The sequence below is a fragment of the Diaminobutyricimonas sp. LJ205 genome (assembly GCF_009755725.1).
Taxonomy (GTDB): domain Bacteria; phylum Actinomycetota; class Actinomycetes; order Actinomycetales; family Microbacteriaceae; genus Ruicaihuangia.
This window is the reverse complement of sequence record NZ_CP046619.1, coordinates 3163486-3188569: the sequence shown is the minus strand read 5'-3', so window position 1 is coordinate 3188569 and position 25084 is coordinate 3163486. Positions and strand designations below refer to the sequence as shown.

At 68.2% G+C, this 25084-nt stretch carries 30 protein-coding genes; 16 read left to right on the top strand and 14 right to left on the bottom strand.

The annotated features are described in order from the left end of the window. Positions 1 to 2: 2 nt before the first annotated feature. The 4 genes from GO591_RS15540 to GO591_RS15525 are packed head-to-tail and all read left to right on the top strand — an operon-like array spanning position 3 to position 2870. Complete coding sequence (locus GO591_RS15540; RefSeq protein ID WP_157157655.1) at positions 3 to 770, top strand: metal ABC transporter ATP-binding protein; 768 nt, start codon at positions 3 to 5, stop codon at positions 768 to 770. Positions 771 to 772: 2 nt separating this feature from the next. After that, on the top strand, positions 773 to 1681 hold the full coding sequence (locus GO591_RS15535; protein ID WP_232466208.1) for a metal ABC transporter permease: 909 nt from the start codon (positions 773 to 775) through the stop codon (positions 1679 to 1681). Beyond that, positions 1678 to 2493, top strand: coding sequence for a metal ABC transporter permease (locus GO591_RS15530; RefSeq protein WP_157157654.1), 816 nt, complete (start codon positions 1678 to 1680; stop codon positions 2491 to 2493). The genes GO591_RS15535 and GO591_RS15530 overlap by 4 nt, the downstream gene beginning before the upstream one ends. Next, positions 2490 to 2870, top strand: a complete 381-nt coding sequence (locus tag GO591_RS15525) for a Fur family transcriptional regulator (RefSeq protein WP_157157653.1) — start codon at positions 2490 to 2492, stop codon at positions 2868 to 2870. Before GO591_RS15530 ends, GO591_RS15525 begins: the two co-directional genes overlap by 4 nt. A gap of 69 nt (positions 2871 to 2939) precedes the next feature. Here the strand turns inward: GO591_RS15525 and GO591_RS15520 are convergent, their stop codons facing one another. From GO591_RS15520 to GO591_RS15510, 3 genes are all read right to left on the bottom strand, one after another. Then, on the bottom strand, positions 2940 to 3974 hold the full coding sequence (locus tag GO591_RS15520; protein ID WP_157157652.1) for an LLM class F420-dependent oxidoreductase: 1035 nt from the start codon (positions 3972 to 3974) through the stop codon (positions 2940 to 2942). Positions 3975 to 3976: 2 nt separating this feature from the next. Then, entirely contained in the window at positions 3977 to 6049 is a 2073-nt protein-coding gene (locus tag GO591_RS15515; protein WP_157157651.1) for an acyl-CoA dehydrogenase family protein, read from the bottom strand. 137 nt (positions 6050 to 6186) lie between these two features. Beyond that, positions 6187 to 6375: a hypothetical protein gene (locus GO591_RS15510; protein ID WP_198295500.1), complete on the bottom strand. Its 189-nt coding sequence runs from the start codon at positions 6373 to 6375 to the stop codon at positions 6187 to 6189. A 174-nt stretch (positions 6376 to 6549) separates the two neighbouring features. On the opposite strand from GO591_RS15510, the gene rpmB reads away from it, so the two are divergent. The 5 genes from rpmB (at position 6550) to GO591_RS15485 (ending at position 9822) form a co-directional block, all read left to right on the top strand. Next, entirely contained in the window at positions 6550 to 6786 is a 237-nt protein-coding gene (gene rpmB / locus GO591_RS15505) for a 50S ribosomal protein L28 (RefSeq protein WP_157157649.1), read from the top strand. Then, positions 6786 to 6953: a 50S ribosomal protein L33 gene (gene rpmG / locus GO591_RS15500; protein ID WP_104095703.1), complete on the top strand. Its 168-nt coding sequence runs from the start codon at positions 6786 to 6788 to the stop codon at positions 6951 to 6953. The genes rpmB and rpmG overlap by 1 nt, the downstream gene beginning before the upstream one ends. Positions 6954 to 6956: 3 nt before the next feature. Then, on the top strand, positions 6957 to 7262 hold the full coding sequence (gene rpsN, locus GO591_RS15495) for a 30S ribosomal protein S14 (protein WP_157157648.1): 306 nt from the start codon (positions 6957 to 6959) through the stop codon (positions 7260 to 7262). 186 nt (positions 7263 to 7448) lie between these two features. Beyond that, positions 7449 to 7733 (top strand): HU family DNA-binding protein, encoded by a 285-nt coding sequence (locus GO591_RS15490; protein ID WP_157157647.1) that lies wholly within the window; start codon positions 7449 to 7451, stop codon positions 7731 to 7733. Positions 7734 to 7827: 94 nt separating this feature from the next. Then, the gene (locus GO591_RS15485; protein ID WP_198295499.1) at positions 7828 to 9822 is read left to right on the top strand and encodes a bifunctional copper resistance protein CopD/cytochrome c oxidase assembly protein; all 1995 of its coding nucleotides are present in this window, start codon (positions 7828 to 7830) and stop codon (positions 9820 to 9822) included. Here GO591_RS15485 and GO591_RS15480 read toward each other — a convergent pair. Beyond that, complete coding sequence (locus tag GO591_RS15480) at positions 9809 to 10762, bottom strand: hypothetical protein (protein WP_157157646.1); 954 nt, start codon at positions 10760 to 10762, stop codon at positions 9809 to 9811. The two genes, GO591_RS15485 and GO591_RS15480, sit on opposite strands and share 14 nt — an antisense overlap. Before the next feature lie 60 nt (positions 10763 to 10822). Between GO591_RS15480 and GO591_RS15475 the strand changes: the two genes are divergently transcribed. Both GO591_RS15475 and GO591_RS15470 read left to right on the top strand, forming a co-directional pair. Continuing rightward, positions 10823 to 12121 carry an ATP-dependent DNA helicase gene (locus GO591_RS15475; RefSeq protein ID WP_157157645.1) on the top strand — a complete coding sequence of 433 codons (1299 nt, stop codon included), beginning with the start codon at positions 10823 to 10825 and terminating at the stop codon, positions 12119 to 12121. 93 nt (positions 12122 to 12214) lie between these two features. Beyond that, entirely contained in the window at positions 12215 to 12718 is a 504-nt protein-coding gene (locus GO591_RS15470; RefSeq protein WP_157157644.1) for a YbaK/EbsC family protein, read from the top strand. Between the two features lie 138 nt (positions 12719 to 12856). On the opposite strand, the gene GO591_RS15465 is transcribed toward GO591_RS15470, so the two are convergent. Further along, entirely contained in the window at positions 12857 to 13267 is a 411-nt protein-coding gene (locus GO591_RS15465; RefSeq protein ID WP_157157643.1) for a DUF4383 domain-containing protein, read from the bottom strand. A gap of 87 nt (positions 13268 to 13354) precedes the next feature. On the opposite strand from GO591_RS15465, the gene GO591_RS15460 reads away from it, so the two are divergent. Next, positions 13355 to 13873: a DinB family protein gene (locus tag GO591_RS15460; RefSeq protein ID WP_157157642.1), complete on the top strand. Its 519-nt coding sequence runs from the start codon at positions 13355 to 13357 to the stop codon at positions 13871 to 13873. Between the two features lie 19 nt (positions 13874 to 13892). On the opposite strand, the gene GO591_RS15455 is transcribed toward GO591_RS15460, so the two are convergent. Genes GO591_RS15455 through GO591_RS15440 form a run of 4 tightly spaced genes read right to left on the bottom strand, consistent with a single transcriptional unit; the run spans position 13893 to position 17568 of the window. Next, on the bottom strand, positions 13893 to 14705 hold the full coding sequence (locus GO591_RS15455; RefSeq protein WP_157157641.1) for an ABC transporter permease: 813 nt from the start codon (positions 14703 to 14705) through the stop codon (positions 13893 to 13895). Next, on the bottom strand, positions 14702 to 15673 hold the full coding sequence (locus GO591_RS15450; protein WP_157157640.1) for an ATP-binding cassette domain-containing protein: 972 nt from the start codon (positions 15671 to 15673) through the stop codon (positions 14702 to 14704). The genes GO591_RS15455 and GO591_RS15450 overlap by 4 nt, the downstream gene beginning before the upstream one ends. Positions 15674 to 15683: 10 nt before the next feature. Further along, positions 15684 to 16454 (bottom strand): alpha/beta fold hydrolase, encoded by a 771-nt coding sequence (locus GO591_RS15445; protein ID WP_232466207.1) that lies wholly within the window; start codon positions 16452 to 16454, stop codon positions 15684 to 15686. A gap of 31 nt (positions 16455 to 16485) precedes the next feature. Continuing rightward, positions 16486 to 17568, bottom strand: a complete 1083-nt coding sequence (locus GO591_RS15440) for a DUF4232 domain-containing protein (protein ID WP_198295498.1) — start codon at positions 17566 to 17568, stop codon at positions 16486 to 16488. A gap of 50 nt (positions 17569 to 17618) precedes the next feature. Between GO591_RS15440 and GO591_RS15435 the strand changes: the two genes are divergently transcribed. Beyond that, positions 17619 to 18188, top strand: coding sequence for an HhH-GPD-type base excision DNA repair protein (locus GO591_RS15435; RefSeq protein ID WP_157157638.1), 570 nt, complete (start codon positions 17619 to 17621; stop codon positions 18186 to 18188). A gap of 6 nt (positions 18189 to 18194) precedes the next feature. Here the strand turns inward: GO591_RS15435 and GO591_RS15430 are convergent, their stop codons facing one another. Beyond that, the gene (locus GO591_RS15430) at positions 18195 to 18443 is read right to left on the bottom strand and encodes an SCO4226 family nickel-binding protein (protein ID WP_157157972.1); all 249 of its coding nucleotides are present in this window, start codon (positions 18441 to 18443) and stop codon (positions 18195 to 18197) included. A gap of 62 nt (positions 18444 to 18505) precedes the next feature. Beyond that, positions 18506 to 19087 (bottom strand): YdeI/OmpD-associated family protein, encoded by a 582-nt coding sequence (locus GO591_RS15425; protein WP_157157637.1) that lies wholly within the window; start codon positions 19085 to 19087, stop codon positions 18506 to 18508. Positions 19088 to 19137: 50 nt separating this feature from the next. On the opposite strand from GO591_RS15425, the gene GO591_RS15420 reads away from it, so the two are divergent. Continuing rightward, positions 19138 to 19590 (top strand): VOC family protein, encoded by a 453-nt coding sequence (locus GO591_RS15420; RefSeq protein ID WP_157157636.1) that lies wholly within the window; start codon positions 19138 to 19140, stop codon positions 19588 to 19590. A gap of 69 nt (positions 19591 to 19659) precedes the next feature. On the opposite strand, the gene GO591_RS15415 is transcribed toward GO591_RS15420, so the two are convergent. From GO591_RS15415 to GO591_RS15405, 3 genes are all read right to left on the bottom strand, one after another. Further along, on the bottom strand, positions 19660 to 20058 hold the full coding sequence (locus tag GO591_RS15415) for a VOC family protein (protein WP_157157635.1): 399 nt from the start codon (positions 20056 to 20058) through the stop codon (positions 19660 to 19662). A 76-nt stretch (positions 20059 to 20134) separates the two neighbouring features. Further along, positions 20135 to 20782, bottom strand: a complete 648-nt coding sequence (locus GO591_RS15410) for a hypothetical protein (RefSeq protein WP_157157634.1) — start codon at positions 20780 to 20782, stop codon at positions 20135 to 20137. A gap of 159 nt (positions 20783 to 20941) precedes the next feature. Next, positions 20942 to 21694, bottom strand: coding sequence for an IclR family transcriptional regulator (locus tag GO591_RS15405; RefSeq protein ID WP_157157633.1), 753 nt, complete (start codon positions 21692 to 21694; stop codon positions 20942 to 20944). A gap of 131 nt (positions 21695 to 21825) precedes the next feature. On the opposite strand from GO591_RS15405, the gene hutH reads away from it, so the two are divergent. Both hutH and hutU read left to right on the top strand, forming a co-directional pair. After that, positions 21826 to 23409, top strand: coding sequence for a histidine ammonia-lyase (gene hutH / locus GO591_RS15400; RefSeq protein WP_157157971.1), 1584 nt, complete (start codon positions 21826 to 21828; stop codon positions 23407 to 23409). Further along, complete coding sequence (gene hutU, locus GO591_RS15395; RefSeq protein WP_157157632.1) at positions 23396 to 25084, top strand: urocanate hydratase; 1689 nt, start codon at positions 23396 to 23398, stop codon at positions 25082 to 25084. Before hutH ends, hutU begins: the two co-directional genes overlap by 14 nt.

Below are 25084 nucleotides of genomic sequence, written 5' to 3'. Positions count from 1 at the left end.
CCGTGCCCGACCCCGCGCTCGCCTTCGACGACGTCAGCCTTGCCTACAACTCCGCCGCGCCCGCGGTGACCGGCGTGACCGTGACTGTCGAGCCGGGACAGGCGGTCGCCCTGATCGGCCCCAACGGGGCAGGCAAGTCCACCATCCTGCGCGGAATCCTCGGGCTGGTGCCGGTCACCGCCGGACGGCTGCGCGTGCTGGGCACGGATGCCGCCGCCGCGCGACTGCGCACCGGCTACATGCCGCAGAGCGACACGATCGACCCGGACTTCCCGGTATCGGTGCGCCAGGTCGTGACGATGGGACTGTACCGGCGGATCGGCTGGCTGCGCTGGCCCAGCCGCGCCGACCGGGATGCCGTCGACCGGGCGCTCGATCTCGTCGGGCTCACCCCGCACGCGCACACCCGCTTCGGTCGACTCAGCGGCGGACAGCGGCAGCGCGCGATCTTCGCTCGGGCCATAGTTTCCAACCCCTCCCTGCTCCTGCTGGACGAGCCGTTCAACGGGCTCGACGCCGACAGCCGCTCCGGCCTCATCGCCACCGTGAATCGGCTGAAGGCCGACGGCATGACCATTGTCATGTCGACCCACGACATCTCCCTCGCCCAGCAGGCCGCCGACCTGGTGCTGCTGGTGAACCACAGGCAGGTGGCCTGCGGACCGGTCAAGGACACGCTGACGCTCGACCTGATCGCGCGCACCCACCCGATGGCGGCCGTCGAGGTGGACGAACACTCCCTACACGTGCCCGACCACGAGAGTCACTGACCGTGACCGACCTGCTGTTCGCCCCGTTCCAGCTGCCGTTCATGGCCCGCGCCCTCACCGTGATGCTGGTGCTCGCCGTCGCCGCCGGGCTGCTCGGCGCGTTCGCCAACCTGCGACGGCTGGAGTTCCTCTCCGACGGCCTGGTGCACGCGGTGTTCCCGGGCGTGGTCATCGGCTTCGCGATCGCCGGCTCCGGCGGACTGCTCGTCGGCGGAACCATCGCCGCGGTGGTCGCCGCGGTCGTGCTCACGCTGGTCTCGCGGCGCGGGGTGCCCGACGACGCAGCCGTCGCCGTGGTGCTGACCAGCATGTTCTCGATCGGTGTGATCATCGTCTCGCGGCAGAGTGACTACGTCGGCCAGCTGTCCGAACTGCTCTTCGGCCGGATTCTCACGCTCACCGACGCGGATGTCGCCGCTACCGCGACTCTCGCCGGCGTCGCCGTGCTGCTGGTCCTGCTCACCGCGAAGGAGCAGTTCCTGCGCGCCTTCGACCGCCAAGGCGCCGAGGCCGCCGGCTACCGCCTGCTCGCGCTCGATCTGGTGCTGAACGTGGCCATCGCCCTGGTCGTGGTCGCGGCATCCCGTGCCCTCGGCACCCTGCTGATGCTGGCGCTGCTGATCATCCCGGCAGCCATCGGCCGACTGGCGAGCAGCCGGTTCGCGGTGACCGTGTTCGTCGGGATCGTCTCGATCGCCCTGGCCGGCTGGCTCGGGCTTGCGCACAGCTTCGACGCGTCCGTGCGCGCCGGCGTCAGCCTGCCCGGCAGCGCCACCGTTGTGCTCACCCTGCTGGCGCTGTTCATAATCGCCCTCGCCCTGTTCGGGCTGCGCCGCGCCACTCTTCGCCTGCGCCGCCGCAAGGACGCCGCACCACGCGCCGCGGTCCTCGCGGGAGGTGAGGCGCGATGAGCTTCTTCTCGCTCGCCCTTATCGAGGCGGTGCTGATCGGCGGTCTTGCCGGGCTCGTCGGCGTGCTGGTGGTGATCCGGCGCCGCGCGTTCTTCGCCACCGCGCTGACCCACGCGACCTTCCCCGGCGCGATCGCCGCGGTCGTGCTGGGTCTTGCCCCCGCGTTCGGCGCCGCAGTGTTCAGCCTGGTGCTGGTCGGTGTGATGTCTGCCCTCGCCGCGATCCGGCGGCTCGGCGGCCAGGTCGCCTCCGGCATCGTGCTGACCTCCGGCTTCGCACTCGGCGCGTTGCTGCAGGCCGCCAATCCGGAATTGCCGATTCAGATCGAGTCGTTCCTGGTGGGTTCGATCCTCACCGTGAGCGCCGGTGACGTCTGGTTGACCTTCGGGATGCTGCTGCTCACGCTGCTCGTGCTCGGCGTCGCCGGCAAGGAGCTGCTGTTCTCCAGTTTCGACGTGAACGGGTACCGCGCCAGCGGACGGCGACCGTGGCTGCCCGAGACCATCAGCCTGATCCTGATCGCCGGAACGGTCGTGGTGGCGATGCCGGCGGTGGGCAGCATTCTCGCCATCGCGCTGATCGTCGGCCCCGCGGCATCGGTCCGCCTGTGGACGCGCTCGATCGCCGGGATGACGCTGGCCGCACCGCTCGTCGGTGCCGCCGTGGCGGTGGTCGGCCTGCTCGTCGGCGCCGCGTTCGACCTCAGCGCCGGCGGTGCGATCACGCTGTTCGCGGCGCTGGTATTCGTGCTCAGCCTCGGCCTGCGCCGGCTCGTGGACTCCGTGCGGCCGAAGGTACGGTGGGTGGCATGAAGCGCAACACCTGGCAGCGGGAAGCCGTGCGTGAGGCCCTCGGCGACGCCGAAGGGTTCGTCAGCGCGCAGGCCCTGCACTCGACGCTGCGCGAAACCGGGTCGCCGATCGGGCTGGCCACCGTCTACCGGGCGCTGGCGAGTCTCGCCGGGGCGGGTGAGGCGGACAGCCTGCAGCAGGATGGCGAGAGCCTGTACCGCGCCTGCACCTCGGGCCACCACCATCACCTGATCTGCCGCAACTGCGGGATCACCGTTGAGATCGAGGCCGACCCGATTGAAGCCTGGGCGCGCCAGGTCGCGGCGGAGCACGGTTTCACCGAACCCTCGCACGTCGTCGATGTCTTCGGTCTCTGCGCGGAGTGCTCCCGCCGCTAGTCCTCCCGCCGATCGAGCTTGCCGAGATCCGTTATGGGTCTCGGCAAGCTCGACCAGCGGTTGGCCCGGTCAGCTGAGCAGGTCGGCGATGGTGCGGAGCGCGGATGCATCGCCCTGCACCAGCAGGGTGGTGACCACCGACTCCTCCCACGCCGCGAGGTCATCGCGGATCTTCTCCGGCGGCCCGATCAGGGCGATCTCCTCCACCAGTCGAGTCGGCACCGCGGCGATCGCCTCGTCCTTGCGTCCCGCGAGGAACAGTTCCTGTATGCGGTCGCACTCCGCGGTGTAGCCGAGCCGGTCGATCACGTTGCGATGGAAGTTCGCCCCCTTCGCGCCCATCCCGCCGACATATAAGGCGATCATCGGGCGCACCGCGTCGGCGGCCGCCTCGATGTCGGCATTCGGCACCACCGCGACCGGCGCGGCCACCTCGAATGCCGCCACCGGCGACCGTTCGCTCGAACGCTGGTTGAAGCCCTCGGCCAGGTAGCCCGCGTACTCCGCGTTGTTGCGCGGCGAGATCAGGAACGGCAGCCAGCCGTCGGCGATCTCGGCGGCCAGGGCGACGTTCTTCGGACCCTCAGCCGCGAGATAGACCGGAAGCTCCGAGCGCAGCGGGTGCACGGTCGACTGCAGCGGTTTACCGAGGCCCGAGGCATCCGACCCCTGGTACGGCAGCGGGTAATGCTCGCCCGGCGCGGTGACCGGCCCCCGCCGGTCGAGCACGTCACGGATGATCCCGACGTACTCCCGCGTCCGGGCGAGCGGCTTGGGAAACGGCTGGCCGTACCAACCCTCGACCACCTGCGGTCCGGATACCCCGAGCCCGAGGATCACCCGCCCGCCGGAGAGATGATCCAGGGTGAGCGCCGCCATCGCGGCGGCGGTCGGGGTGCGCGCCGACAGTTGCGCGATCGCGGTGCCGAGCTTGATCCGTGAGGTCTGCGACCCCCACCAGGCCAGCGGGGTGAACGCGTCTGAACCGTACGCTTCCGAGGTCCACACCGACTCGAAGCCCAGCCGTTCCGCCTCGAGGATCGCTTCGAGCGCGCCCGCGGGAGGCCCCTGCCGCCAGTACCCGACCGAGTAACCGATTCGCACGGTTACTTCTTCAACGACTTCTCGGGCACCGGCGCGGTTCCGGATGCCGCCTGCTTCGCGTAGTACGCGCGGGCCTCGTCCTGCCGTTCAGCCTCGGCGCCGGTGGCGATCTTGGCGCGCAGGTGTTCGGGCCCATAGCCGAACGCGTCGACCAGGTCCTGCGCGTGCGGACGCAGCCGCGCCACCAGCCGATCGATGTACGCGCTGACCGACTGGGCGCGCTGCGGCGACAGCCTGCCGTACATCAGGTACCAGGCCAGGTGCTTCTCGATCAGGCCGAGCCCGAACAGGTCGTGCAGCCAGGTCAGCACCTGCTTGGTCCCCGGGTCGGTCGTGTTCGCCACGGCGCGGGTGAAGGCCTCCCACTGCAGCAGCTCTCCGTGGGCGCGCGCTGCCTCGATCAGCTCGTTCTGCTGGGAGTTGAACAGGGCGGCGGCCTCGGCCGTCGGGAGCCGGCGCGCGTTGCGCAGGGCGTGCGCCACCCCGCCGATCATGGTCTCCACCCGGTCGGTGAGCAGTTGCCGCTGGATGTTGGTCTCCCGCAGCTGGCCGACCGAACGGGCGGTCGACCCGAAGTCGGCGATCGTCTGCCCCAGACGACGCAGGCCGGTGCCGTGATAGGCCCGGTCCGCGGCCTCGACGACCACGTACCGGGCCATCGCGCCGGCATCCGCCTTGGCGAACTTGCGGCTGAAGTCGGTGAGCAACCGCTTCGCCACCAACTGCAGCAACACGTTGTTGTCGCCCTCGAAGGTGACCCAGATGTCCAGGTCTGCGCGCAGTCCGGTGATCCGGTTCTCGGCGAGGAAGCCGGCTCCGCCGCAGGCCTCCCGGGCTTCCTGCAGGGTCTCGAGTGCATGCCAGGTTGACAGCGGTTTGAGCGCGGCCGCCAGGGTCTCGAGATCCTGCCGGTCGTCGTCGGTGTCGGTTCGACCACTGAACACGGAGTCGAACTTCACCAAAAACTCATCGTGCGCGAAGGTCTGCGCGTACGTGGTGGCGAGCCGGGGGATCAGCCGGCGCTGGTGCCGCTGGTAGTCGAGCAGCACTTCTTCCTCGGTGTCACTGGAGGCGGTGAACTGGCGACGCTGGTTGCCGTAGGTGATGGCGATCGCGAGGCCCATGGCGGATGCCGCGGTGGCCGAACCGTCGAGCGATACCCGTCCCTGCACCAGGGTGCCGAGCATGGTGAAGAAGCGGCGTCCAGGGCTTTCGATTGGCGAGGAGTAGTCCCCGTTCTCGTCGACGGACCCGTACCGGTCAAGCAGCATCTCGCGTGGCACCGAGACGTGGCTGAAATGAAGCCGGCCGTTGTCGATGCCGTTCAGGCCCCCCTTGAGGCCGTCATCCTCGCCTCCGACACCGGGCAGGTGGGCGCCGTCCTCATCACGGATCGGCACATAGAATGCGTGCACACCGTGATTCACGCCCTTGGTGATGAGCTGGGCGAACACCACGGCGGCACGGCCGTGAAGCGCCGCGTTGCCCAGATAGTCCTTCCAGGCGCCGCGGAACGGGGTGTTCAGAATGAAGCTGTCGGATGCCTGGTCCCACGTCGCGGTCGTCGCAATCGAGGCGACATCCGACCCGTGGCCGGTCTCGGTCATCGCGAAGGCGCCGGGAACGGTGAGGTTCATGATGTCGGGGAGCAGGGCCTCGTGGTGCCGCGTGGTGCCCAGGTGCAGGACGGCCGCGGCGAACAGTCCCCACTGCACGCCGGACTTGATCTGCAGGCTGGGATCCGCGATCACGAGCTCCTCGAACCCGGCGATGTTGCCGCCGTGGTCGTCGAGTCCGCCCAGCGACTTCGGCAACGCCCGGTTGAGCTGGCCGTTCTCGACCAGGACCCGCAACTGACCGAGCGTGCGCTCGCGGTGTTCCGCCATCGACTGACCCTCGATGCGCTGCATCTCGGGTCGGCCAGCGAGTTCCCGGGCGCGGAGTCGGACATCCGCCCAGGTACCGAGGAGTTGTCGGCCGAGGGCCTCCACGTTGACGCGAGCCGAAGGAACGGCAATCGGTCCGGTGCTTACCGCAGGCTCGGCGATGTCGGGGCGGGGCGACGTGTCAACCATTGAACTGTCCTTTGTTCTCAGGGGATTGATGTCACCGTAAGAGGCAGCACGCGCCCTGAGGAAGCGTTCCGTTTGTTCACTACAAACAACAATCGAGGCCCGTGCGTGTGCATTGTGGCAATCGTCAGGCCCGTCCCTTAGTGGGTGAGGCGCGGCGAGCCGCTCATCAGGCGAGCGTCGTCCCTTCCGATCAACTGGCTGTCGGCTTGGGTGCCTGGAGCTGGGGTGTGGCGTACGGGCGTCCATGGGCGCAGCCCATGGACCCAAGCCGACAGCGCCCACGGGGAGATCTCGGCAAGCTCGATCAGCGGGATGACAGCGCCCACGAGCGAATTTGCAGGGTTAGGCACGGTCAAGTAAGGTTGAACGTTGGTTGGGCGCGGTCTGCGCTCACCTTGTGCATAATCCCACCGGTTTTTCGAAGCAGGCGGGTGTCGTGCGCCGACAAGTGACCTTGGGCAGGGCGATTCATCGCCCTGCGGTAGCAATGGAGGAAACCAATGGCAGCAGTCTGCCAGGTGACCGGAGCCACTCCCGGCTTTGGGCACAACATTTCGCACTCGCACCGTCGGACGAAGCGCCGCTTCGACCCGAACGTGCAGAAGAAGACGTATTTCGTGCCGTCGCTTCGCCGCAACGTGACCCTGACGCTCAGCGCCAAGGGCATCAAGGTGATTGACGCTCGTGGCATCGAGTCGGTTGTCAAGGACCTGCTCGCGCGTGGGGAGAAGATCTAATGGCCAAGCAGCAGGACGTCCGTCCGATCATCAAGCTCCGCTCCACCGCCGGTACCGGGTACACCTACGTGACTCGCAAGAACCGTCGCAACAACCCCGACCGCCTCGTGCTCAAGAAGTACGACCCCGTTGTGCGCAAGCACGTCGAATTCCGCGAGGAGCGCTAAGACATGGCTAAGAAGAGCAAGATCGCCCGTAACAAGCAGCGCGAGGTCATCGTCGAGCGCTACGCCGCGAAGCGTCTCGAGCTGAAGAAGGCGCTCGTCGACCCGAACGGCACCGACGAGACCCGCGAGGCCGCCCGCGTCGGCCTGCAGAAGCTGCCGCGCAACGCGTCGCCGGTTCGCCTGCGCAACCGCGACTCGATCGACGGCCGCCCCCGTGGTGTCCTCAGCAAGTACGGCGTTTCGCGTGTGCGTTTCCGCGACATGGCGCACCGTGGCGAGCTGCCCGGCATCACCAAGTCGAGCTGGTAAGCACTAAAACACCTCAAAAAGGGGGCGGAGACCACGGTCTTCGCCCCCTTTTGTGTGATTGAGCGCTGAAAATCCCCGGAAATCCGCGTGTTTACGCGGATCTCTGTTAGTTTGAACGCGGTTCTGCCGGGCCTCGGGCGTGGCGGAACTACATTCAACTGCACAACGTCCGAGGAGGACATTCATATGGCTGACACACTGAACCGCACCGAGCTCGTTGCAGCTGTTGCCGGCGAGACTGGCCTGAGCCAGGCTGCTGTCAACGGCGTTTTCGACGCCCTGTTTGCCACCCTCGCCAAGGCTGTCGGCGATGGCACCAAGGTCACCGTCCCGGGCTGGATCTCGGTCGAGCGCACCGCACGCGCCGCCCGCACCGGCCGCAACCCGCAGACCGGCGAGGCCATCCAGATCGCCGCGAGCAACGGCGTGAAGATCAGCGCTGGCTCGAAGCTCAAGGCTGCTGCCAAGTAAGTCACTCAAGACTCGACAAAGGGGATGCCCGCCGCTAACGCGGTCGGCATCCCCTTTGTGCTTCCCTCCAAGCACCCTCGCCTAGGCTGGACAGGTGGCACGCTTTACCCGGATCGTTGCGCCTGCGGTGCTGATCGCAACCGCGCTCGCAGCCCTCACGGTCGGCCTTCTCGTCGGCGGCGGGGCGGCTGAGCAGCCCATCGCCGACCCCGGCGACACCGTCCGCTGGGGCCTGCCGGTGGTCACCGTGCTCCTCAACCTGTCGGTCGCCGGCACGCTCGGGGCGCTCGCGCTTGCCGCCTTCGCCCTCTCCCCCAGCCCTCGCCGCGGCGCGGCCGGAGAGTTCGACCGCGCGCTCGACATCGCCGCCGGATCAGCGGCCGTGTGGACCGTCGCCGCGGCAACGTCGGCGTTCTTCACCTTCATGACCATCTATCTGGAGCCGATCACCTTCGACGACCGGTTCGGCCAGTTGCTCGCCCGGTTCCTCACCACCACCGAGCTGGGCAAGTCCTGGCTGTGGGCGGTACTCATCGCCGCGGTAGTCACCGTGCTCTGCTTCGCGGTGCGCAACCGCACCGTGCTGCTGTTCGTCACGGCACTCGCGATGGCCGGGGTCGTCCAACTGTCATCGCAGGGGCACGCCGGCGGCACCGCCGACCACGACGCCGCGGTCACTGCGCTGTGGATGCACATGGTCGGCGCAGCGGTCTGGCTGGGTGGCCTGCTCACCATCGTCTTACTGAAGAAGAACCTGGGCCACACGCGGTTGCTGGTGGTGCTCGAGCGGTATTCCAGTCTGGCCCTGGTGTGCTTCGTGGTGGTTGCGGCATCCGGTTATGTCAGCGCCGAAATCCGGGTCGGCCAGCTGGAGAACCTGGCCACCCCCTACGGCCTCCTCGTGTTGGCCAAGGTCGCGGCGCTCGTCGCGCTCGGCGCGTTCGGGGCGTTCCAGCGCCAGTTCCTGATCCGCCGGATGAGCGCGTCAGCCGAGCCCGGGCGTGGTCTGTTCTGGTGGATGGTCACGGCCGAACTCGCCTTCATGGGCGTGGCCTCCGGTGTCGCGGCCGCGCTCGGTCGGACCGCTCCCCCACAGGCGGAGATCGTCGTCGCCGAAACTGCCGCGCCGACTCCCGCGGAACTGCTCACCGGAAAGCCGCTGCCCGCGCCGATCGAGCCGTCGACCTGGTTCACCGCGTGGAACCTGGATCCACTCTGGAGCCTGGTCTGCGGCTTCCTGGCCTTCTTCTACCTGGCGGGCGTCTGGCGGCTGCGACGTCGCGGCGACCGCTGGCCGGTCTACCGCACCGTGCTCTGGCTTGTCGGCGTCGCCGTGCTGTTCTACGTGACTTGCGGGCCGATGAACGTGTACCAGGACTACCTGTTCAGCGTGCACATGCTCGCGCACATGATGCTGACGATGCTGATCCCGGTGCTGCTCGTGCCCGGCGCCCCGGTCACCCTGGCGCTGCGGACGATCGAGCGCCGCACCGACGGCAGTCGTGGTGCCCGCGAATGGATCATGCTCGCCGTGCACTCGCGGTACATGCGCGTGCTGACCAACCCGATCGTGGCAGCGATCATCTTCGCCGGCTCGCTGTGGCTCTTCTACTTCACCCCGCTGTTCAGCTGGGCGGTGACCGACCATGTCGGGCACTACTGGATGCTCGTGCACTTCCTCGCGAGCGGCTACCTGTTCGCGCTGGTGCTGATCGGAACCGACCCCATCCCGTATCGGGCGCCCTATCCCGCACGGCTTATGGTGCTGCTGGCGACCATGGCGTTCCACGCGTTCTTCGGGCTCGCGATCATGTCCAGCGAGGGCCTGCTGCTCGCCGATTGGTACGGCGCGATGGGCTGGGGAACGGATGCCCTCGCCGACCAGCGCGTCGGCGGCGGAATCGCCTGGAGCGTCGGGGAGATCCCGACGGTGGCGCTGGCGATCATCGTTGCGATCATGTGGAGCCGCAGCGACGCCAAGGAGTCCAAGCGCAAGGACCGCCAGGAGGACCGATCGGGCGACGCCGAGCTCGCGGCCTACAACGCGATGCTCGCGGCGCAGGCGGAGCGGGACACTACTGCGCGGTGATCAGCAGGTCGCCGTCGGATTCGAACGTGATCAGGTACTGCACCGAGAACGGCACGTTCTCGTCATAGGTTGACAGGGTGCCATCGAACAGCCGGCGCACATCGACAGTGAGATGGGCGGTGGCATCCGTCTTCGGCACCTGCCAGCTTCCCACCGCCGGGCCCGGCACGATCGTCACCGCCGGGTAGGCGACGATCGACCACTGCGGCTCGCTCTCCAGTCGGCCGCTGATCTGCTGGCCGAACGGGCATCCGCTGGGCATCAGCACCCTCTGCGTGGCGCAGTCGTCCAGGTAGCCGTTCAGTTCCTCCTGCACTTGCGCGACGAACTCGCCGGTCGCGCGCGTCACCACCGTGGCGCCGGCGGGCTGATTTGGTGTGGAGACCATCAGCGGAACCGCGTCGGCCTCGAGCAACTCGGTGGCGTGGTCGAGCACGTACAGGCCGGGGGTCAACACGGCGGCCGGATGCTCCGGATCCGCGACGACGTCCACGCCGTTCGCGCTGTACCGGGTGTCGTGCAGCACGGCGACGTTCAGCGTGGTCACCGGGGTCTCGGCGAAGCGCCACGCACCGAACAGCCCGAACACGGTACCGGCCGGCTCCACGACGAAGGTGGTTTGCGACTCGGTGCGGGCAATCGTGTAGCCGTAGGTGACCGCGTGCCGGCCGTCTTCGAGTGGGGTGTCCGAGATTAGTTCGATGTTGTTCAGGCCCGCCATGGCGTCGGCGGTCAGCAGGTCGGTGGCCGCGGCATCCGGAACCGTGACGCCTGGCAGCTCCATGGCGCCCTCCACATCCTGCCGGGCGAGCGAATCCAGGTACACGCGAACGAAGCCACCCGCGCTGAAGAGGGTGGAGTTGAGGGCGATCACCGTGCCGGTGAATGCCACAACGAAAACACCGAAGATGACCGACCAGATGATGACAGACCGGCGCACCCTCCACATCCTAGATCGCGCACAAGTCGCGTTCGGGCAGCGACGGTAGGCTTGGATGCCGTGACCGCGCTGCCCCTCTCCCCCGAGCAGGCTGCCGTCTTCGACGCCATCGAGAAGACGCGTGAGCACATTTTCGTCACCGGTCGCGCCGGCACCGGTAAATCGACGCTGCTGAACCACCTGGCCTGGAACACCTCCAAGCAGGTGCTGATCTGCGCGCCGACCGGGGTCGCGGCGCTGAATGTCGGCGGGCAGACCATTCACTCGCTGTTCCGGCTGCCGATCGGTGTGATCGCGGGCAGCGAGATCGAGCAATCCGCCGAGGTGCGCAAGCTGCTGAACGCCACCGACACCCTCGTCATCGACGAGGTGTCCATGGTGAACGCCGACCTGCTCGACGCGATCGACCGCAGCCTGCGGCAGGCCCGGCAGCGCAAGAACGAGCCGTTCGGTGGCGTGCAGGTGGTGCTGTTCGGTGACCCGTACCAACTCGCGCCAGTGCCGGGCGACGGCGACGAGCGCGCGTACTTCCGCGACCACTACGCCTCGATCTGGTTCTTCGACGCCAGGGTGTGGAACGACGCCCACCTGCGGATCTTCGAGCTGACCACGATCCACCGGCAGCACGAAGCCGAGTTCAAGTACCTGCTGAACGGCGTGCGTCACGGCCAGGTCACCGCCGAGATGGCCAAGCGGCTGAACGACACCGGCGCCCGTCCCGCGCCCCGCGAGGGCGCGATCACGCTCGCCACCACCAACGCGACGGTGAACCGGATCAACGCCGCCGCCCTCGGCCGGCTGACCGGCACGGCGAAGACCGCGCGCGCCGAGGTGAACGGCGATTTCGGCGGGCGCTCCTACCCCGCCGACGAGTCTCTGCAGCTCAAGGTCGGCGCGCAGGTGATGTTCTTGCGGAACGACTCCGACCAGCGCTGGGTGAACGGCAGCATCGGCACGGTCACCAGGATCGGCTCCACCGTGTTCGTCGACATCGACGGCGAGGAGCACGAGGTGCAGCCGACGGTCTGGGAGAAGTACAAGTACAGCTACAACCAGGCCACCAGGGAGCTGCGCAAGGACGTGGTCGCCGAGTTCACCCAGTTCCCGCTGCGGCTGGCGTGGGCGGTCACCATCCACAAGTCGCAGGGCAAGACCTATGAGAAGGCGATCGTCGACCTCGGCCAACGGTCCTTCGCGCCGGGCCAGACCTACGTCGCACTGAGCCGAATCAGCACGCTCGACGGCCTGTACCTGACCCGGCCGCTGCGGCCGAGCGACATCATCGTCGATGAGAACGTGCGGCGGTTCATGGCGCAGGCCACCGCGGTGCCGGCGATCGCCGCTACTCCGGTCCCCTGACCCGTGAGTTAGCCGAAAATGCTAGTGTTCCCGCCCGCGGACTAGCATTTTCGGCTATCTCACGAGGGTGGGCGGGTTTGGTAGCGTGCTCGCGTGAGCACGGATGACACCACCACAAGCCCCTCGCACGCCGCCGTTGACCGGGTCGAAGCGGCTCTGACCGCCGCCGGCGTCGAACCGCGGGTGCGCTGGCTCGACGAGCACGCCACGACCGCCGTCGACGCTGCCCGGTTACTCGGCATCGAGGTCGGTGCGATCGCGAACTCGCTCGTCTTCGAGCTGGACGGGCAGCCGCTGCTGGTGATGACCTCCGGCGCGCACCGGGTCGACACCCGCTGGCTGGGAGAGCAACTGGGCGGAACCATTCACCGCGCGAAACCGGATGCCGTGCAGTCGGCCACGAGCCAGGTGATCGGCGGGGTTGCGCCGGTGGGGCATCCGGCTCCCCTGCGCACCATCGTCGATGCTGACCTCGCCCGCTACGGCGAGATCTGGGCGGCTGCCGGACATGCGCGCACGGTGTTCCCGCTCAGCTTCGATCAGCTGGTCGCAATCACCGGCGGGCAGGTCATGCCGGTGGAGGCGCCGGCCGACTGAGTCCGCCGGCGGCATCCCGCCGCGGCCGGCCAAGTGTTCGTGCCCCACTGGTACGTCTGTGCCTGCTCGAGCGGGCACGCACGTACCCAGCGGGCACGGACGCGCTGACAGCAGGTGCTGGCGCGCTGGCAGCGGGGGCTAGTGCGTGCGCTTCGGCTGCTCGGTGCCGAGCCCGGCGGCCAGCAGCAGCACCGCGGCGGCGAAGTGCAGCGCGTTCCCGGTCGCGTTGACGGCGAGGATGTTCGCCGGGGATCCGACCAGGAACAACCCGGCCAGTCCGCTGATCAACAGCACCGCGCCGACAACCGCATTCACGGTGCGCGACGCCGTAACCCCGATCGCCGCCGCCCCGGCCAGCACGCCGCCGATGACGACGTGCAGCAGGTTGTGCGCCGGGTTCACCTCGAGCAGGCCGAACAGTTGCGCACCGGGTGCTTCGAAGAACCCGAGCTCGAGCGTGACCAGGAAGCCGCCCAGACCGAGCAGCAGGAACACGCCCCCGACGATGCCGCCGACCAGCCGGTTCGGCGACGGGCGTCCGGCGCTCATGTGGCGTCACGTCCCGCCGAAACGCGCGACGTGCAGGTTGGCATGAAATCTACGGTACCGGCGGCCGGGGTCCGCGACGATGGGACCATGCCGATAACCCGCGACACCAAGGACTGGACCTGGGTGCTCAGCCGCCGCTGCCCGGACTGCGGATATGACGCCAGCACGATCGCCCGAACGGATGTCTCCGCCGCGCTGCGCGACCAGGCCGCCCGCTGGCCGGGAGTGCTCGCGCGCCCGGACGCCCGCGTGCGCCCGAACGATGAGACGTGGTCGCCGCTCGAGTACGGTGCGCACGTGCGTGACGTGCTGCGCCTCGGTGAATACCGGGTCGCGCTGATGCTGGAGAACGACGACCCCGAATTCCCCAACTGGAATCAGGACGACACTGCCGTGGCGGAGCGGTACAACGAGCAGGACCCGGCGGTCGTCGCCGCCGAGATTCTGGATGCCGCGGAATCCTTCGCCGCGAAACTCGATACGGTCACCGACACGCAGTGGGACCGGCCGGGACGCCGTAGCGATGGTGCCAACTTCACGGTGCAGAGCTTCGCGCGGTACTACCTGCACGACGTGGTGCACCACGGCTGGGACGTCGGCGCCTAGCGTCGGCGCATAGCCTCCGTTAGCGGCTGCCCGCCCGGCGGTACAGCATGCTGGCCAGGGGGATGAAGACCACCAGCAGGATCACCACCCAGATCATGGTGTACAGCTCGGGGTTCTGCAGCGCCCACGACGACGGCTCCTCGGCGAGGGGATTCGGATCCGGATTGCCGAATCGTTCGCGGGCCGCCTGGGTAACCGAGGAGACCGGGTTCCACTCGGCGAACGTCTGTAACGGCGCGGGAAGTGTGTCCAGCGGCACGAACGTGTTCGCTATGAAGGTCACCGGGAAGATGATGATGAACGAGGCGTTGTTGACGACCTCCGGGCTGGGCACGAGCAGTCCCACCCAGGCGAATACCCACGACACCGCGTAGGCGAACACGAGCAGCAGCAGGAACCCGATCATCGCGTCCGCGAAAGACGTGTTGATGCGCCAACCGACGACCAGCCCGGTGAGCGCCATCACGACCAACACCAGCACGTTGTTCACGACGTCCGAGAACGTGCGACCGATCAGCACCGCGGATGGTGCCATCGGCAATGACCGGAACCGGTCGATGATGCCTTTGCGCACGTCCTCCGCCAGCCCGTAGCCCGTGATCGTGGCGCCGAAGATCACGGTCTGCGCAAAAATGCCGGCGATGAGGAATTCCCGGTACGCCTCACCACCGCCTGCCGGGTCGATTGCCCCGCCGAAGACGTAGGCGAACAGCACCACGAACATGATCGGCTGCAGCGTGGTGAACACTAACAGGTCGGGGATCCGCTTGATCTTGATCAGGTTGCGCTTGGCGATGATGGCGCTGTCGGTGATCACGGTGGCGACGCTCACTTCTTCACCTCCTGCGGAACGGGTTCCTCCTCGGCGGCGTGACCGGTCAGGGTCAGGAACACATCGTCCAACGTCGGTCGGCGGACCCCGACGTCGTCGACATGGACGGCGGCACCGTCCAGCTCGCGCAGAGCTGCGGTGAGCACGTCGGCACCGCCCGAGATCGGCACCAGGATCGACCGCCGCTGCTGGTCGAGTCGTGGTTCGCCGACGCCGAGCGGTGCCAGCAGTTCGACGGCTTCCTCGATCCGCAACGGGTCGGTCACGGTCACCTCGAGGCGCTCACCGCCGACCTGCGCCTTCAGTTCATCGGCGGTGCCCTGCGCGATGATCTTCCCGTGGTTGAGCACGATGATGTCATCCGCGAGCAGGTCAGCCTCTTCGAGGTACTGGGTGGTGAGGAGCAGCGTGGTGCCCTGAGCCACCAGGTTCTGGATGATCCCCCACATGTCGGTGCGGCTCTTCGGGTCGAGTCCTGTGGTCGGCTCATCGAGGAACAGTACGGGCGGATTCGCGATCAGCGCCCCCGCGAGGTCGAGCCGGCGCTGCAGGCCGCCCGAGTAGGTCTTCGCCGGACGATCCGCGGCGTCGACGAGGTCGAACTGCTCGAGCAGCTCCCGCGCCCGCTGCCGACTGCGACTGCGCCCCAGATGGTAGAGGCCGCCGATCATCGCGAGATTCTCGAAGCCGGTGAGGTACTCATCAACCGCGGAGAACTGTCCGGACAGGCCGATCTGCTTGCGTACGTCGGCCGGATGCTTCAGAACGTCGACGCCGGCGACGCGGGCGGATCCGGCATCCGGCTGCAGCAGGGTGGTCAGGATGCGCACAACGGTGGTCTTGCCAGCGCCGTTCGGTCCCAGCAAGCCGAGCACGGTGCCGGTGGGCACAGTGAAGTCGACACCGTCGAGGGCGGTGACTGCCTTGTAGTGCTTGACGAGGCCTTCCGCCTCAATGGCGAACGTCACCCTCCCGACCTTACGACGCGAGCTCGCCGCCCGAAAGAGCCTTTTGCACGCGTTCGTATTCCTCGACCAGCGCTGCCGTGAACTGCGCCGGCCGCACGACGTTGACCATGTGATTCGCGCCCGGGATGGTCACCAGGCGGGCGTCCCGCGCCGCGGCGAGCAGCCGCTTCTCGTGCAGCCGGAAATGGTCGAGCCGACCGTTGACGAACAGCACCGGCACCTCGACGCGGGAAAGGCTGGTCACCGGATGCAGCGGCCGCAGTTCGCGGAGTACATCGTCCATCACCTCGAGCGCGACCCCGCCGGCGTTGATGTCGGCGGCGCCCGGTGCGGGCACGAAGGTCTTCACTACGAAGGTGTGCAGGCCGAGCCCGCGGTCGGGGAATGTGTGGATCCCGCGGGCGAGGACCCGCCAGCCGTCCAGCACCAGCCGGTTCGGCACGGTGCCGCAGCTGGCGGCGAGCAGCCCGCTGATGCGGTTGCTGTGGCCTCCGGCCCACTCGATCGCGAGATAGCCGCCCAGGGACTCGCCGACGAGGTAGGGCCGGCGTCCTGAGGCCGAGGCATCCGTCACCGCCTCATCGATCGCCGCCAGCGCGCCGTCCAGGTCGAAGCGCTCGCCGATGCGCCGACCATGTCCTGGCAGGTCGATGGCGACCGCCGGGATGCCGCGCTCGGCCAGGTGCTCCAGCTGCTGCCGCCACACCGTCGCCGACGTGCGCAGCCCGTGCACAAGGATGATGGGCGCGGGTAGCTCGGGTTCCGACGCAGGATTCGTCACACGCTCATTGTGAACGGCGGCAGCGCTTTCGTCACCCGAGAGGTTGCCACGCTGTGACCGACACGCTGCTACCGGTGATGATGTCGAGTTCGACCGGGAAGGACTGCCGGGTCGCCCCAGCGTACGGTGCGACCAGCAGCGTTCCGGCGGGGCTGCTTTGGGAGGTTGCCATCGCGTTCCACCCGATGGCCGATGTTGCCGCACCACCTGGTTGCAGCGTGAAGGCAGACCGGCCGGCATCCTCGGTCAGGAATGACCCACCGCGCACCGGGAAGACATCCATCGCCCAGCCGGTGGCGTCATCAAATGCGATGTCAGGGTAGAAGTCGATCACGCAGGGGGCTCCGCTCGTGTTCAGGACGGTCACGACGAGCACGCGGTGGCCGGTTGCTGAGTCCGGCGTGCCGGGCTTGATCCTCAGTTGGTCGTCGCGGCACCAGTCCGCACCGACACTCTCGGATATGTCCGCAGTCGGTGGCGAGCCGTACACGACCGGCTCCTCGGTCGGCGCCGGGGCAGGCTGTGCGATCTGCGTGTCCAGCGTCGCTGGAGCTGAGCCGACGAACATGACGGCGATGGCAGCGGTCGCCATGAGCGGCAAGGCGATCGGCCGCACCGTTCTCTGAGGGTCGTGCAGTGCACGCACCGCCATGAGCGCCGGCAGCCATCCCCAGATGATTCCCCAATAGCTGCCAGCCAGCAGGGTCGCTCCGAAATCTTCCAGCAGGAATGCGATGCGAATCGGTGGCCAGCTAACGATCAGTACGCCCAGCGCCCAGAGCAGCGATGTGATGAACGTGGCGAGCACCGAGCAGAGCCAGAGCGCGAAGAAGGCGATCCCCGAATCGCCCACGGGGCGGGCGAGGACACGGTCGATCAACAGCACCAGCAAGCCGACGAAGGTCACGGTCGACAGCAACGGGAGCAGCACGTGCCAGGGTGCATCCAGGTACCAGGAAGCTCTCGGGACGGTTGGCGGGAAGACGAGCTGAATCACGGATGAAGGAAGGATCGGCACAAAGTTCGTAAGGGCGGCAGACAGCGCGCCACTGACGAACCACCCCAGTCCCGCCGTTACGGCGGCGGCAGTCACCCCTTTGCGAATGCTCCTCACACTCCCAGACTAGAGGGCACGGCGTCGACCACCGGTGGAAGGATGGACGCATGACCCTCTACCTCACCGGAGATGCCGCGGCCGATCAACTGCTGGCCGACGACGACCTTGCCCTGCTGATCGGCATGCTGCTCGACCAGCAGGTGCCGATGGAGACCGCGTTCGCGGGGCCTGCGAAGATCCGGGACCGGCTCGGCGCGATCGACGCCTCCACCATCGCCGACCAGGAGCCGGACGCGTTCGTCGAACTGTTCAAGCAGACGCCCGCGGTGCACCGGTTCCCCGGGTCGATGGCCGGACGGGTGCAGGCGCTGTGCGCGGCGGTGCGGGACGAGTGGGACGGCGACGCGGGCGCGATCTGGAAGCGCGGTGAACCGGATGCCGCGGAGATCCTGCGTCGGCTGAAGGCGCTGCCCGGCTTCGGTGACCAGAAGGCGAAGATCTTCCTGGCGCTGCTCGGCAAGCGGCGTGGACTGGAGGTCGAGGGCTGGGAGGAAGCCTGCGCCCCCTACGGCGAGCACGGCTCACACCGGTCGGTCGCCGACATCGTCGACGCCGACTCGCTCACCAAGGTGCGCGCCGCGAAGAAGGCGGCGAAAGCGGCCGCGAAGGCGCAGTAACGCGGCTCAGACGACGAGCGGAACCGCGTGCACTTCGTCAGCAGGGTGCCCGGTGCGCTCGTGAATTTTACGCACGGCTTCAGCATCCGGGGCCTCCGACAAGCAGTAGACCATGCCGCTTTCCGGGTCGGCCCAGGCCTGCTTGAAGTTCACCTTCTCATCGTCCTGGATGGCCAGGTCAGCGTCGTGGGCTGCTTTCAGTTCGTCTGCCGTGATGCCGACCATGTTGCGGTGGACGTCCATGAACTCGGGCATGATCACCCTCGCTTTCTTGCGCTTCTGCGGCGAACGTAAGCCTGCCCGGCAGCACTGTCAAGTCACTGCGGGCGCTCGCCGCGAGCAGACTTCTCGACGATCGTGGCGATCCGCGTCGCGCGGGTTTCCGCCTGTTTCGCCAGCGCTATCGACGACAGGGCGAACTTGCGAACCGAGGCCGGGAAGGCGTCCCAGTTGGCGCGGGCGGCCGAGTTCGCGTCGAGGGCCGCGGTCAGTTCGGGCGGCTCGATCAAGTTCTCGGGACCGTCGAGCACGGTCCACATTCCGTTCTGCTTGGCCGCCTCGATCGCGCGCCGGCCGGCCGGATGCATCCTGCCTTCCGCTTCGAGGCGCTGAACCCGGCGCTTGTTGGTCGCCGCCCACGGACTGTTCGGCCGCCGTGGAGTGAACCAGAGCATCGACCGCTCGTCGTCGAGCACCTTCGCCTGACCGTCGACCCAGCCGAAGACGAGCGCTTCGATGACTGAAGCCTCATAATCGACACTGGGCTTGCCGGTGCCGGTGCCGCTGCGCCAGCTCACCAGCCAGACGCCGCCGACCCGATCATGGTTCGCCTCGAGCCAGTCTCGCCATTGGTCGACGGTCTCGGCGTGGAAGCGTTCGGCTTCGTCGCGGCTGCCCATGCGGGGAGACTACGCCCGGGCTCGTCAGAGGTGCATCGTAGGGTGGCGCTATGACGACCAACGGCGTTCTGCAACTGCGCGTGATCATCGAGGCGGACGACTTCGAGCAGGTGCTCGCGTTCTATCGCGACACCCTCGGACTTGACGAACAGCTCGCATTCGAGGGCGAGGGCGACGCCCGCGTGGCGATCCTCGAGGCCGGACGGGCAACGCTCGAGATCGCCAACCCGGCACAGAAGGACATGATCGATCGGCTCGAGACCGGGGCACGGCAAGGCCCCGGCATCCGGCTCGCCTTCGAGGTATCGGATGGCCGCACGGTCACCGCCCGGCTCGCCGCTGCCGGCGCCACCGTTGTCGGTGAGCCGCGCGAAACGCCGTGGCGCTCGCTGAACTCACGGCTCGAGGCTCCGGAAGGCCAGCAGATCACCATCTTCGAGGAACTCGAGGGCTCGGAAGAGCGTGCCCAACGCGAGGGGTTCGGCACCTCGGAAACGCGGTAGCGCGGGCGCGGATCGAGCCTTTTGAGGTCTCGAAATCTCGCGGCCTCGGCAAGCTCGACCAGCGGAGGGTCAGGCAGCGTTCGTATCGGGCTGGTGGATGCCGAAGGTGTTGCCCTCGGTGTCCAGGTAGTAGCCCTGCCAGGCCACGCCGGGCATCGCGAACTTCGGCAGCGCGACTTTTCCGCCGGCGTCGAGGACCTTGCGCTCGATCTCGTCGTAGTCGGTCACTTGAACGGTGCAGACGTAACCGTTCGTGCCTTGCTCCGCGGCCGGGGCAGGAGCCGGCCGCGGCAGCAAGCCGCCGTTGATACCGGGCTCGTCATCGCTGCCCGTGAGCACGCCGTAGTAGGGCGAGCCGAGGACCTGGCTGTAGTCGTCGAACCGCCAACCCAGCGCGGCTTCATAGAACGCCTTGGCGCGGTCGAGGTCGTCGGCCTGGATCTCAAAGTGCACGACACGAGCTGACATGGTTGAACCTCCGCGGGGCATGCGCCCCAGTCGTGTAAGTGGTCGTGCGGAAAGGTATGCCCGCGCCCGGGTACCGTCAAGGTGCTTTGCCGGAAATGGGCATGACCCCGGCCGACAGTTCGACGCGGACAGGAACATCGGGCCGTCCCAAGGCTTCGGCAAACGCCGTGCCGACATCCTCGAGAGTGAGCCCGTTCGGGAGTTCGACGATTCCGATCCAGATACCGGATCCGTCGTTCTCCATGCTCGCCATCGCCACCTGGATGTTCGGGAGAAGACCGATGGAACGTTGGACGAGGGCATTCAGCTCGCCGGGCGGGAACGCCGCCTGCTGAATGGCAACCGCCAGGCCGTCCGGAGCCTCGCCGATCAAGGCGGACAGTTCGGGGCTTTGTTCGCCATGCCAGGTGATCGTGACGGTCGCGCGATCCTCCGAGATCGCCACCGTGCCGAAGCGGGGGTCGTTACTCATCGTCAGCTGCAGCCGGTTCAGCCAGTCGAAGGTTCCGGCGCTGATTGGTGGCAGGGCCAATTCCTCCGTGAATCCGTCCGGGGTGATCATCTCCGGGGCGACCACGTCAGGGTAAGGAGTCGCCAGACCGTCGGGTGCTGGGTCCGGCCACCCCTGAGGACCAGAACCAGAACCAGGACCGGAACCGGCGACCGCCGCTGTGACGATGACGGTCGCTGCGACCACGCCGACGAGGGCAACGCCGATCACCACGCCGACACTGCGGCGAGAGCGAACTCGCGGAATGCGGGAGCGAACTCGCGGAATGAAGGGATTCCTGTCGTCGTCTCTCATCGCAGCGGCCCTCCCTGGTTGGGCTCAACCTAGCGTTGATGAACTGCCCTCACAAGTAGTGGCGGCATTCCGATCCGGTCACCGCCCGCGAATGCGCCGCGACAGCTCCTCCGCGGACTTGGTGACCTCCCCGACGAGCACGGCCCGGTCGAGATCGGAATCCGTCGCAAAGGTCACCGCGATCGCCGCCGCCGGCCAGCCAGCGTGGTCCCGCACCGCGACTCCGATCGACGAGAGCCCCACTGTGACGCCGCCTTCCTCGCTCGCGAAGCCATCGACCGTGGCGCGTTCGAGGGTGCGCCTCAGCTCGGCGTATCCCTGCGGGCCGAGTCCGGTGCGGTTCACGAACGACCCGGCATCGGGGTACAGGGCGCGGACCTGGTGTTTCGGCAGCGCCGACAGGATGGCGCATCCGCTCGCCGTCAGATGCGCGGGCAGGCGTACGCCGACGTCGGTGACGAGGTGGACCCGGCGGGGGGCCCGTTCCTCGACGATGTAGAGTACGTCGCGACCGTGCAGCACCGCCAGGTGGGCGCTCTCCCCCAGCCGGTCGACCAGGTCGGCGAGCAGTGGCCTTCCGAGCAGGCTGAGTGGCTGCTGGCGCGCGTACCCGCCGGACAGTTCGAACGCCGCCGCGCCCAGGCCGTACCGTTGCGCCTCGGGAAAGTGCACGACGAAGCCGTGCTCCTGCAGCACCGCGAGCAGGTGGTACACCGTTGACCGTGGCAGGTCGAGGGCGCTGCCGATCACGGCGGCCGGCACCGGGCCGCGTTGCGAGGCGAGGTAGGTGAGCACGCGCAGGGTCGCATCGGCGGCAGGGACCTGGCTCATGGCGTTCTCCATCGTCCAGTGCTTCGGCTCGTCCGACGCTCGTCGGATCAGAGTCTGGGATCCCAGACTACGATCCGCCGGCGCCCCCACCATCGACGGCTCGCAGGGTGTGTGATCGACCCATGAGCTCGATGCGTACCTCCAGTGCAGTCCGGAGCGCGCCGCCGGGCGCTGCGGTGCCCGCCGTCACCATCGGCGCCGGCCCGGTTTCGATTGGGGAGGTCGTCAGCGTCGCCCGCTGGGACGCCCCAGTGGTTCTCGATCCCGCCGCGCTGGATGACGTGGCGGCCTCCCGCGAGATCGTCGAAGCACTCGCGACCGACCCTGAGCCGCACTACGGGATCTCGACCGGGTTCGGGGCCCTGGCCACTACCTTCATCAACGAGGACCGCCGCGCCCAGCTTCAGGTGAGCCTGATCAGGTCGCACGCCGCGGGCAGCGGTGCGGTCGTGGAGCGGGAAGTCGTCCGCGCGCTCATGCTGCTGCGGCTGTCGACCCTGATCACCGGCCGAACCGGAGTCCAGGTCGGCACGGTGGAGACCTACGCCGCGATGCTGAACGCCGGCAGCACTCCCGTGGTGCGCGAGTACGGCTCGCTCGGCTGTTCGGGCGACCTTGCCCCGCTCGCCCACTGCGCGCTTGCCGCCATGGGCGAAGGCGAGGTGGCGGATCGCGACGGCGTCATCCGCCCCGCAGCCGAGGCCCTCGCCGCCGCGGGCATCACCCCGGTCCGGCTCGCCGAGAAGGAGGGACTCGCGCTGATCAACGGCACCGACGGCATGCTCGGGATGCTCGCGCTCGCGATCCACGATCTGCGGATGCTGCTGACCACCGCCGACATCGCCGCCGGGCTCAGCGTGGAGTCGCTGCTCGGCACCGACGCGGTCTTCGCCGCCGACCTGCAGGCGCTCCGGCCACAGGCCGGGCAGGCCGACAGCGCTGCCAATCTCCGGGCCATCCTGCACGAATCGCCGATCGTCGCCAGCCACCGCGGGCCGGAGTGCACCAGGGTGCAGGATGCCTACTCCCTGCGCTGCGCCCCGCAGGTCCATGGCGCCGCGCGCGACACCATCGACCACGCGGCCGTCATTGCCTCACGGGAGCTCGCGAGTGCCATCGACAACCCGGTGCTCACCCTGGACGGCCGCGTGGAATCGAACGGAAACTTCCATGGAGCGCCGATCGGCTACGTGCTCGATTTCCTGGCGATCGCGGTCGCCGACGTGGCATCCATGTCGGAACGGCGCACCGACCGCTTCCTCGACCCCAGCCGCAACCAGGGACTGCCGCCGTTCCTCGCCCACGAGGTCGGCGTCGACTCCGGGCTAATGATCGCCCAGTACACCGCCGCCGGCATTGTCAGCGAGCTGAAGCGACTGGCAGCGCCGGCATCCGTTGATTCCATCCCGTCCTCGGCGATGCAGGAAGACCACGTCTCAATGGGCTGGGCCGCCGCCCGCAAACTGCGCAAGGCGATCGACGGGCTCAGCCGAGTGCTGGCGATCGAGATCGTCACCGCCACGCGCGCCATCGACCTGCGCGGGCCGCTGCTCCCCGCTGCGGCAACCGGCGCGGTGCACCGGTTGGTGCGCGGCGTCGTCGATGGTCCCGGACCCGATCGCTTCCTCTCCCCCGAGATCGAGTCCGTGGTCGAACTCGTTCAATCCGGCCGCATCGTCGCGGCAGCTATGGAGGTGACCGGTGAGCTCCGCTAACACCACCCGGTCGGTGCGCGCCGCTCGGGGCACGACGCTGACCGCGAAGAGCTGGCAGACCGAAGCCCCGCTGCGGATGCTGATGAACAACCTCGACGCTGAGGTTGCCGAGCATCCCGACGACCTGGTCGTCTACGGCGGCACCGGCAAGGCCGCCCGCAACTGGGAAGCGTACGACGCGATCGTGCGCACCCTCGAAAGCCTGGAAGCCGACGAGACCCTGCTGGTGCAGTCCGGCAAGCCGGTCGGCGTCTTCCGCACCCACGAGTGGGCGCCGCGGGTGCTGATCGCCAACTCGAACCTCGTCGGCGACTGGGCCACCTGGCCCGAGTTCCGGCGCCTCGAGCAGCTCGGGCTGACCATGTACGGGCAGATGACCGCTGGCTCCTGGATCTACATCGGCACGCAGGGCATCCTGCAGGGCACTTATGAGACGTTCGCCGCGGTCGCCCGCAAGCTGGCCGAACGCCGCGGCGATGAGCACAGCGCCGGCGCGACCCTGGCCGGCACGCTCACTCTCACCGGCGGCTGCGGGGGGATGGGCGGCGCCCAGCCGCTCGCGGTCACGATGAACGGCGGCGTCGTGCTGATCGTGGATGTCGACGAGTCGCGCCTGCAGCGCCGTGTCGACCGCGGCTACCTCGACGAGCTCGCGCCGAACCTCGACGACGCGATCGAGCGCGTGCTCGCCGCGAAAGCCGAGAGCCGACCGCTCTCGGTCGGGCTGGTCGGCAACGCCGCCACCGTGTTCACGCAGCTTCTGGAACGCGCCGTGCCGATTGACATCGTCACCGACCAGACCAGCGCCCACGACCCGCTCGCGTACCTCCCGGAGGGCACCTCGGTCGGCGAGTGGCGCACGGCCGCCGCCGAGGACCCTGAGGGGTTCACCGAGCGGGCGCGGACGAGCATTGCCAAGCAGGTGCGCGCCATGGTTGGCTTTCAGGACGCCGGAGCCGAAGTCTTCGACTACGGCAACTCGATCCGGGCCGAGGCTCAGCTCGGCGGCTTCGATCGCGCGTTCGAGTTCCCGGGCTTCGTGCCTGCATACATCCGCCCATTGTTCGAAGAAGGCAAGGGGCCGTTCCGGTGGGCTGCGCTTTCCGGTGACCCCGCCGACATCGCGGCGACCGACCGCGCCATCCTGGAACTGTTCCCCGACGATGAGCACCTGCGCCGATGGATCACCCAGGCGGCCGAGAAGGTCCACTTCGAGGGGCTCCCCGCGCGAATCTGCTGGCTCGGCTACCGGGAACGTCACCTCGCCGGCCTGCGGTTCAACGAGATGGTGGCCTCGGGTGAGCTGACCGCGCCGGTCGTCATCGGCCGCGACCACCTGGACTCGGGATCGGTCGCCTCGCCCTACCGGGAGACCGAGGGCATGGCCGACGGCTCCGACGCGATCGCCGACTGGCCGATCCTGAATGCCCTGCTGAACACGGCATCCGGTGCCACCTGGGTGTCGCTGCACCACGGCGGCGGCGTGGGCATCGGCCGATCAATCCACGCCGGTCAGGTGGTGGTCGCCGATGGCACCGAGCTCGCCGCCCAGAAGATCGAACGCGTGCTGGTCAATGACCCCGGCACCGGCGTCATGCGGCACGTGGACGCCGGATACGCCCGCGCGGCCGAGGTGGCCCGGGAGCGCGGGCTGCGCGTTCCGATGTGGGAGTAA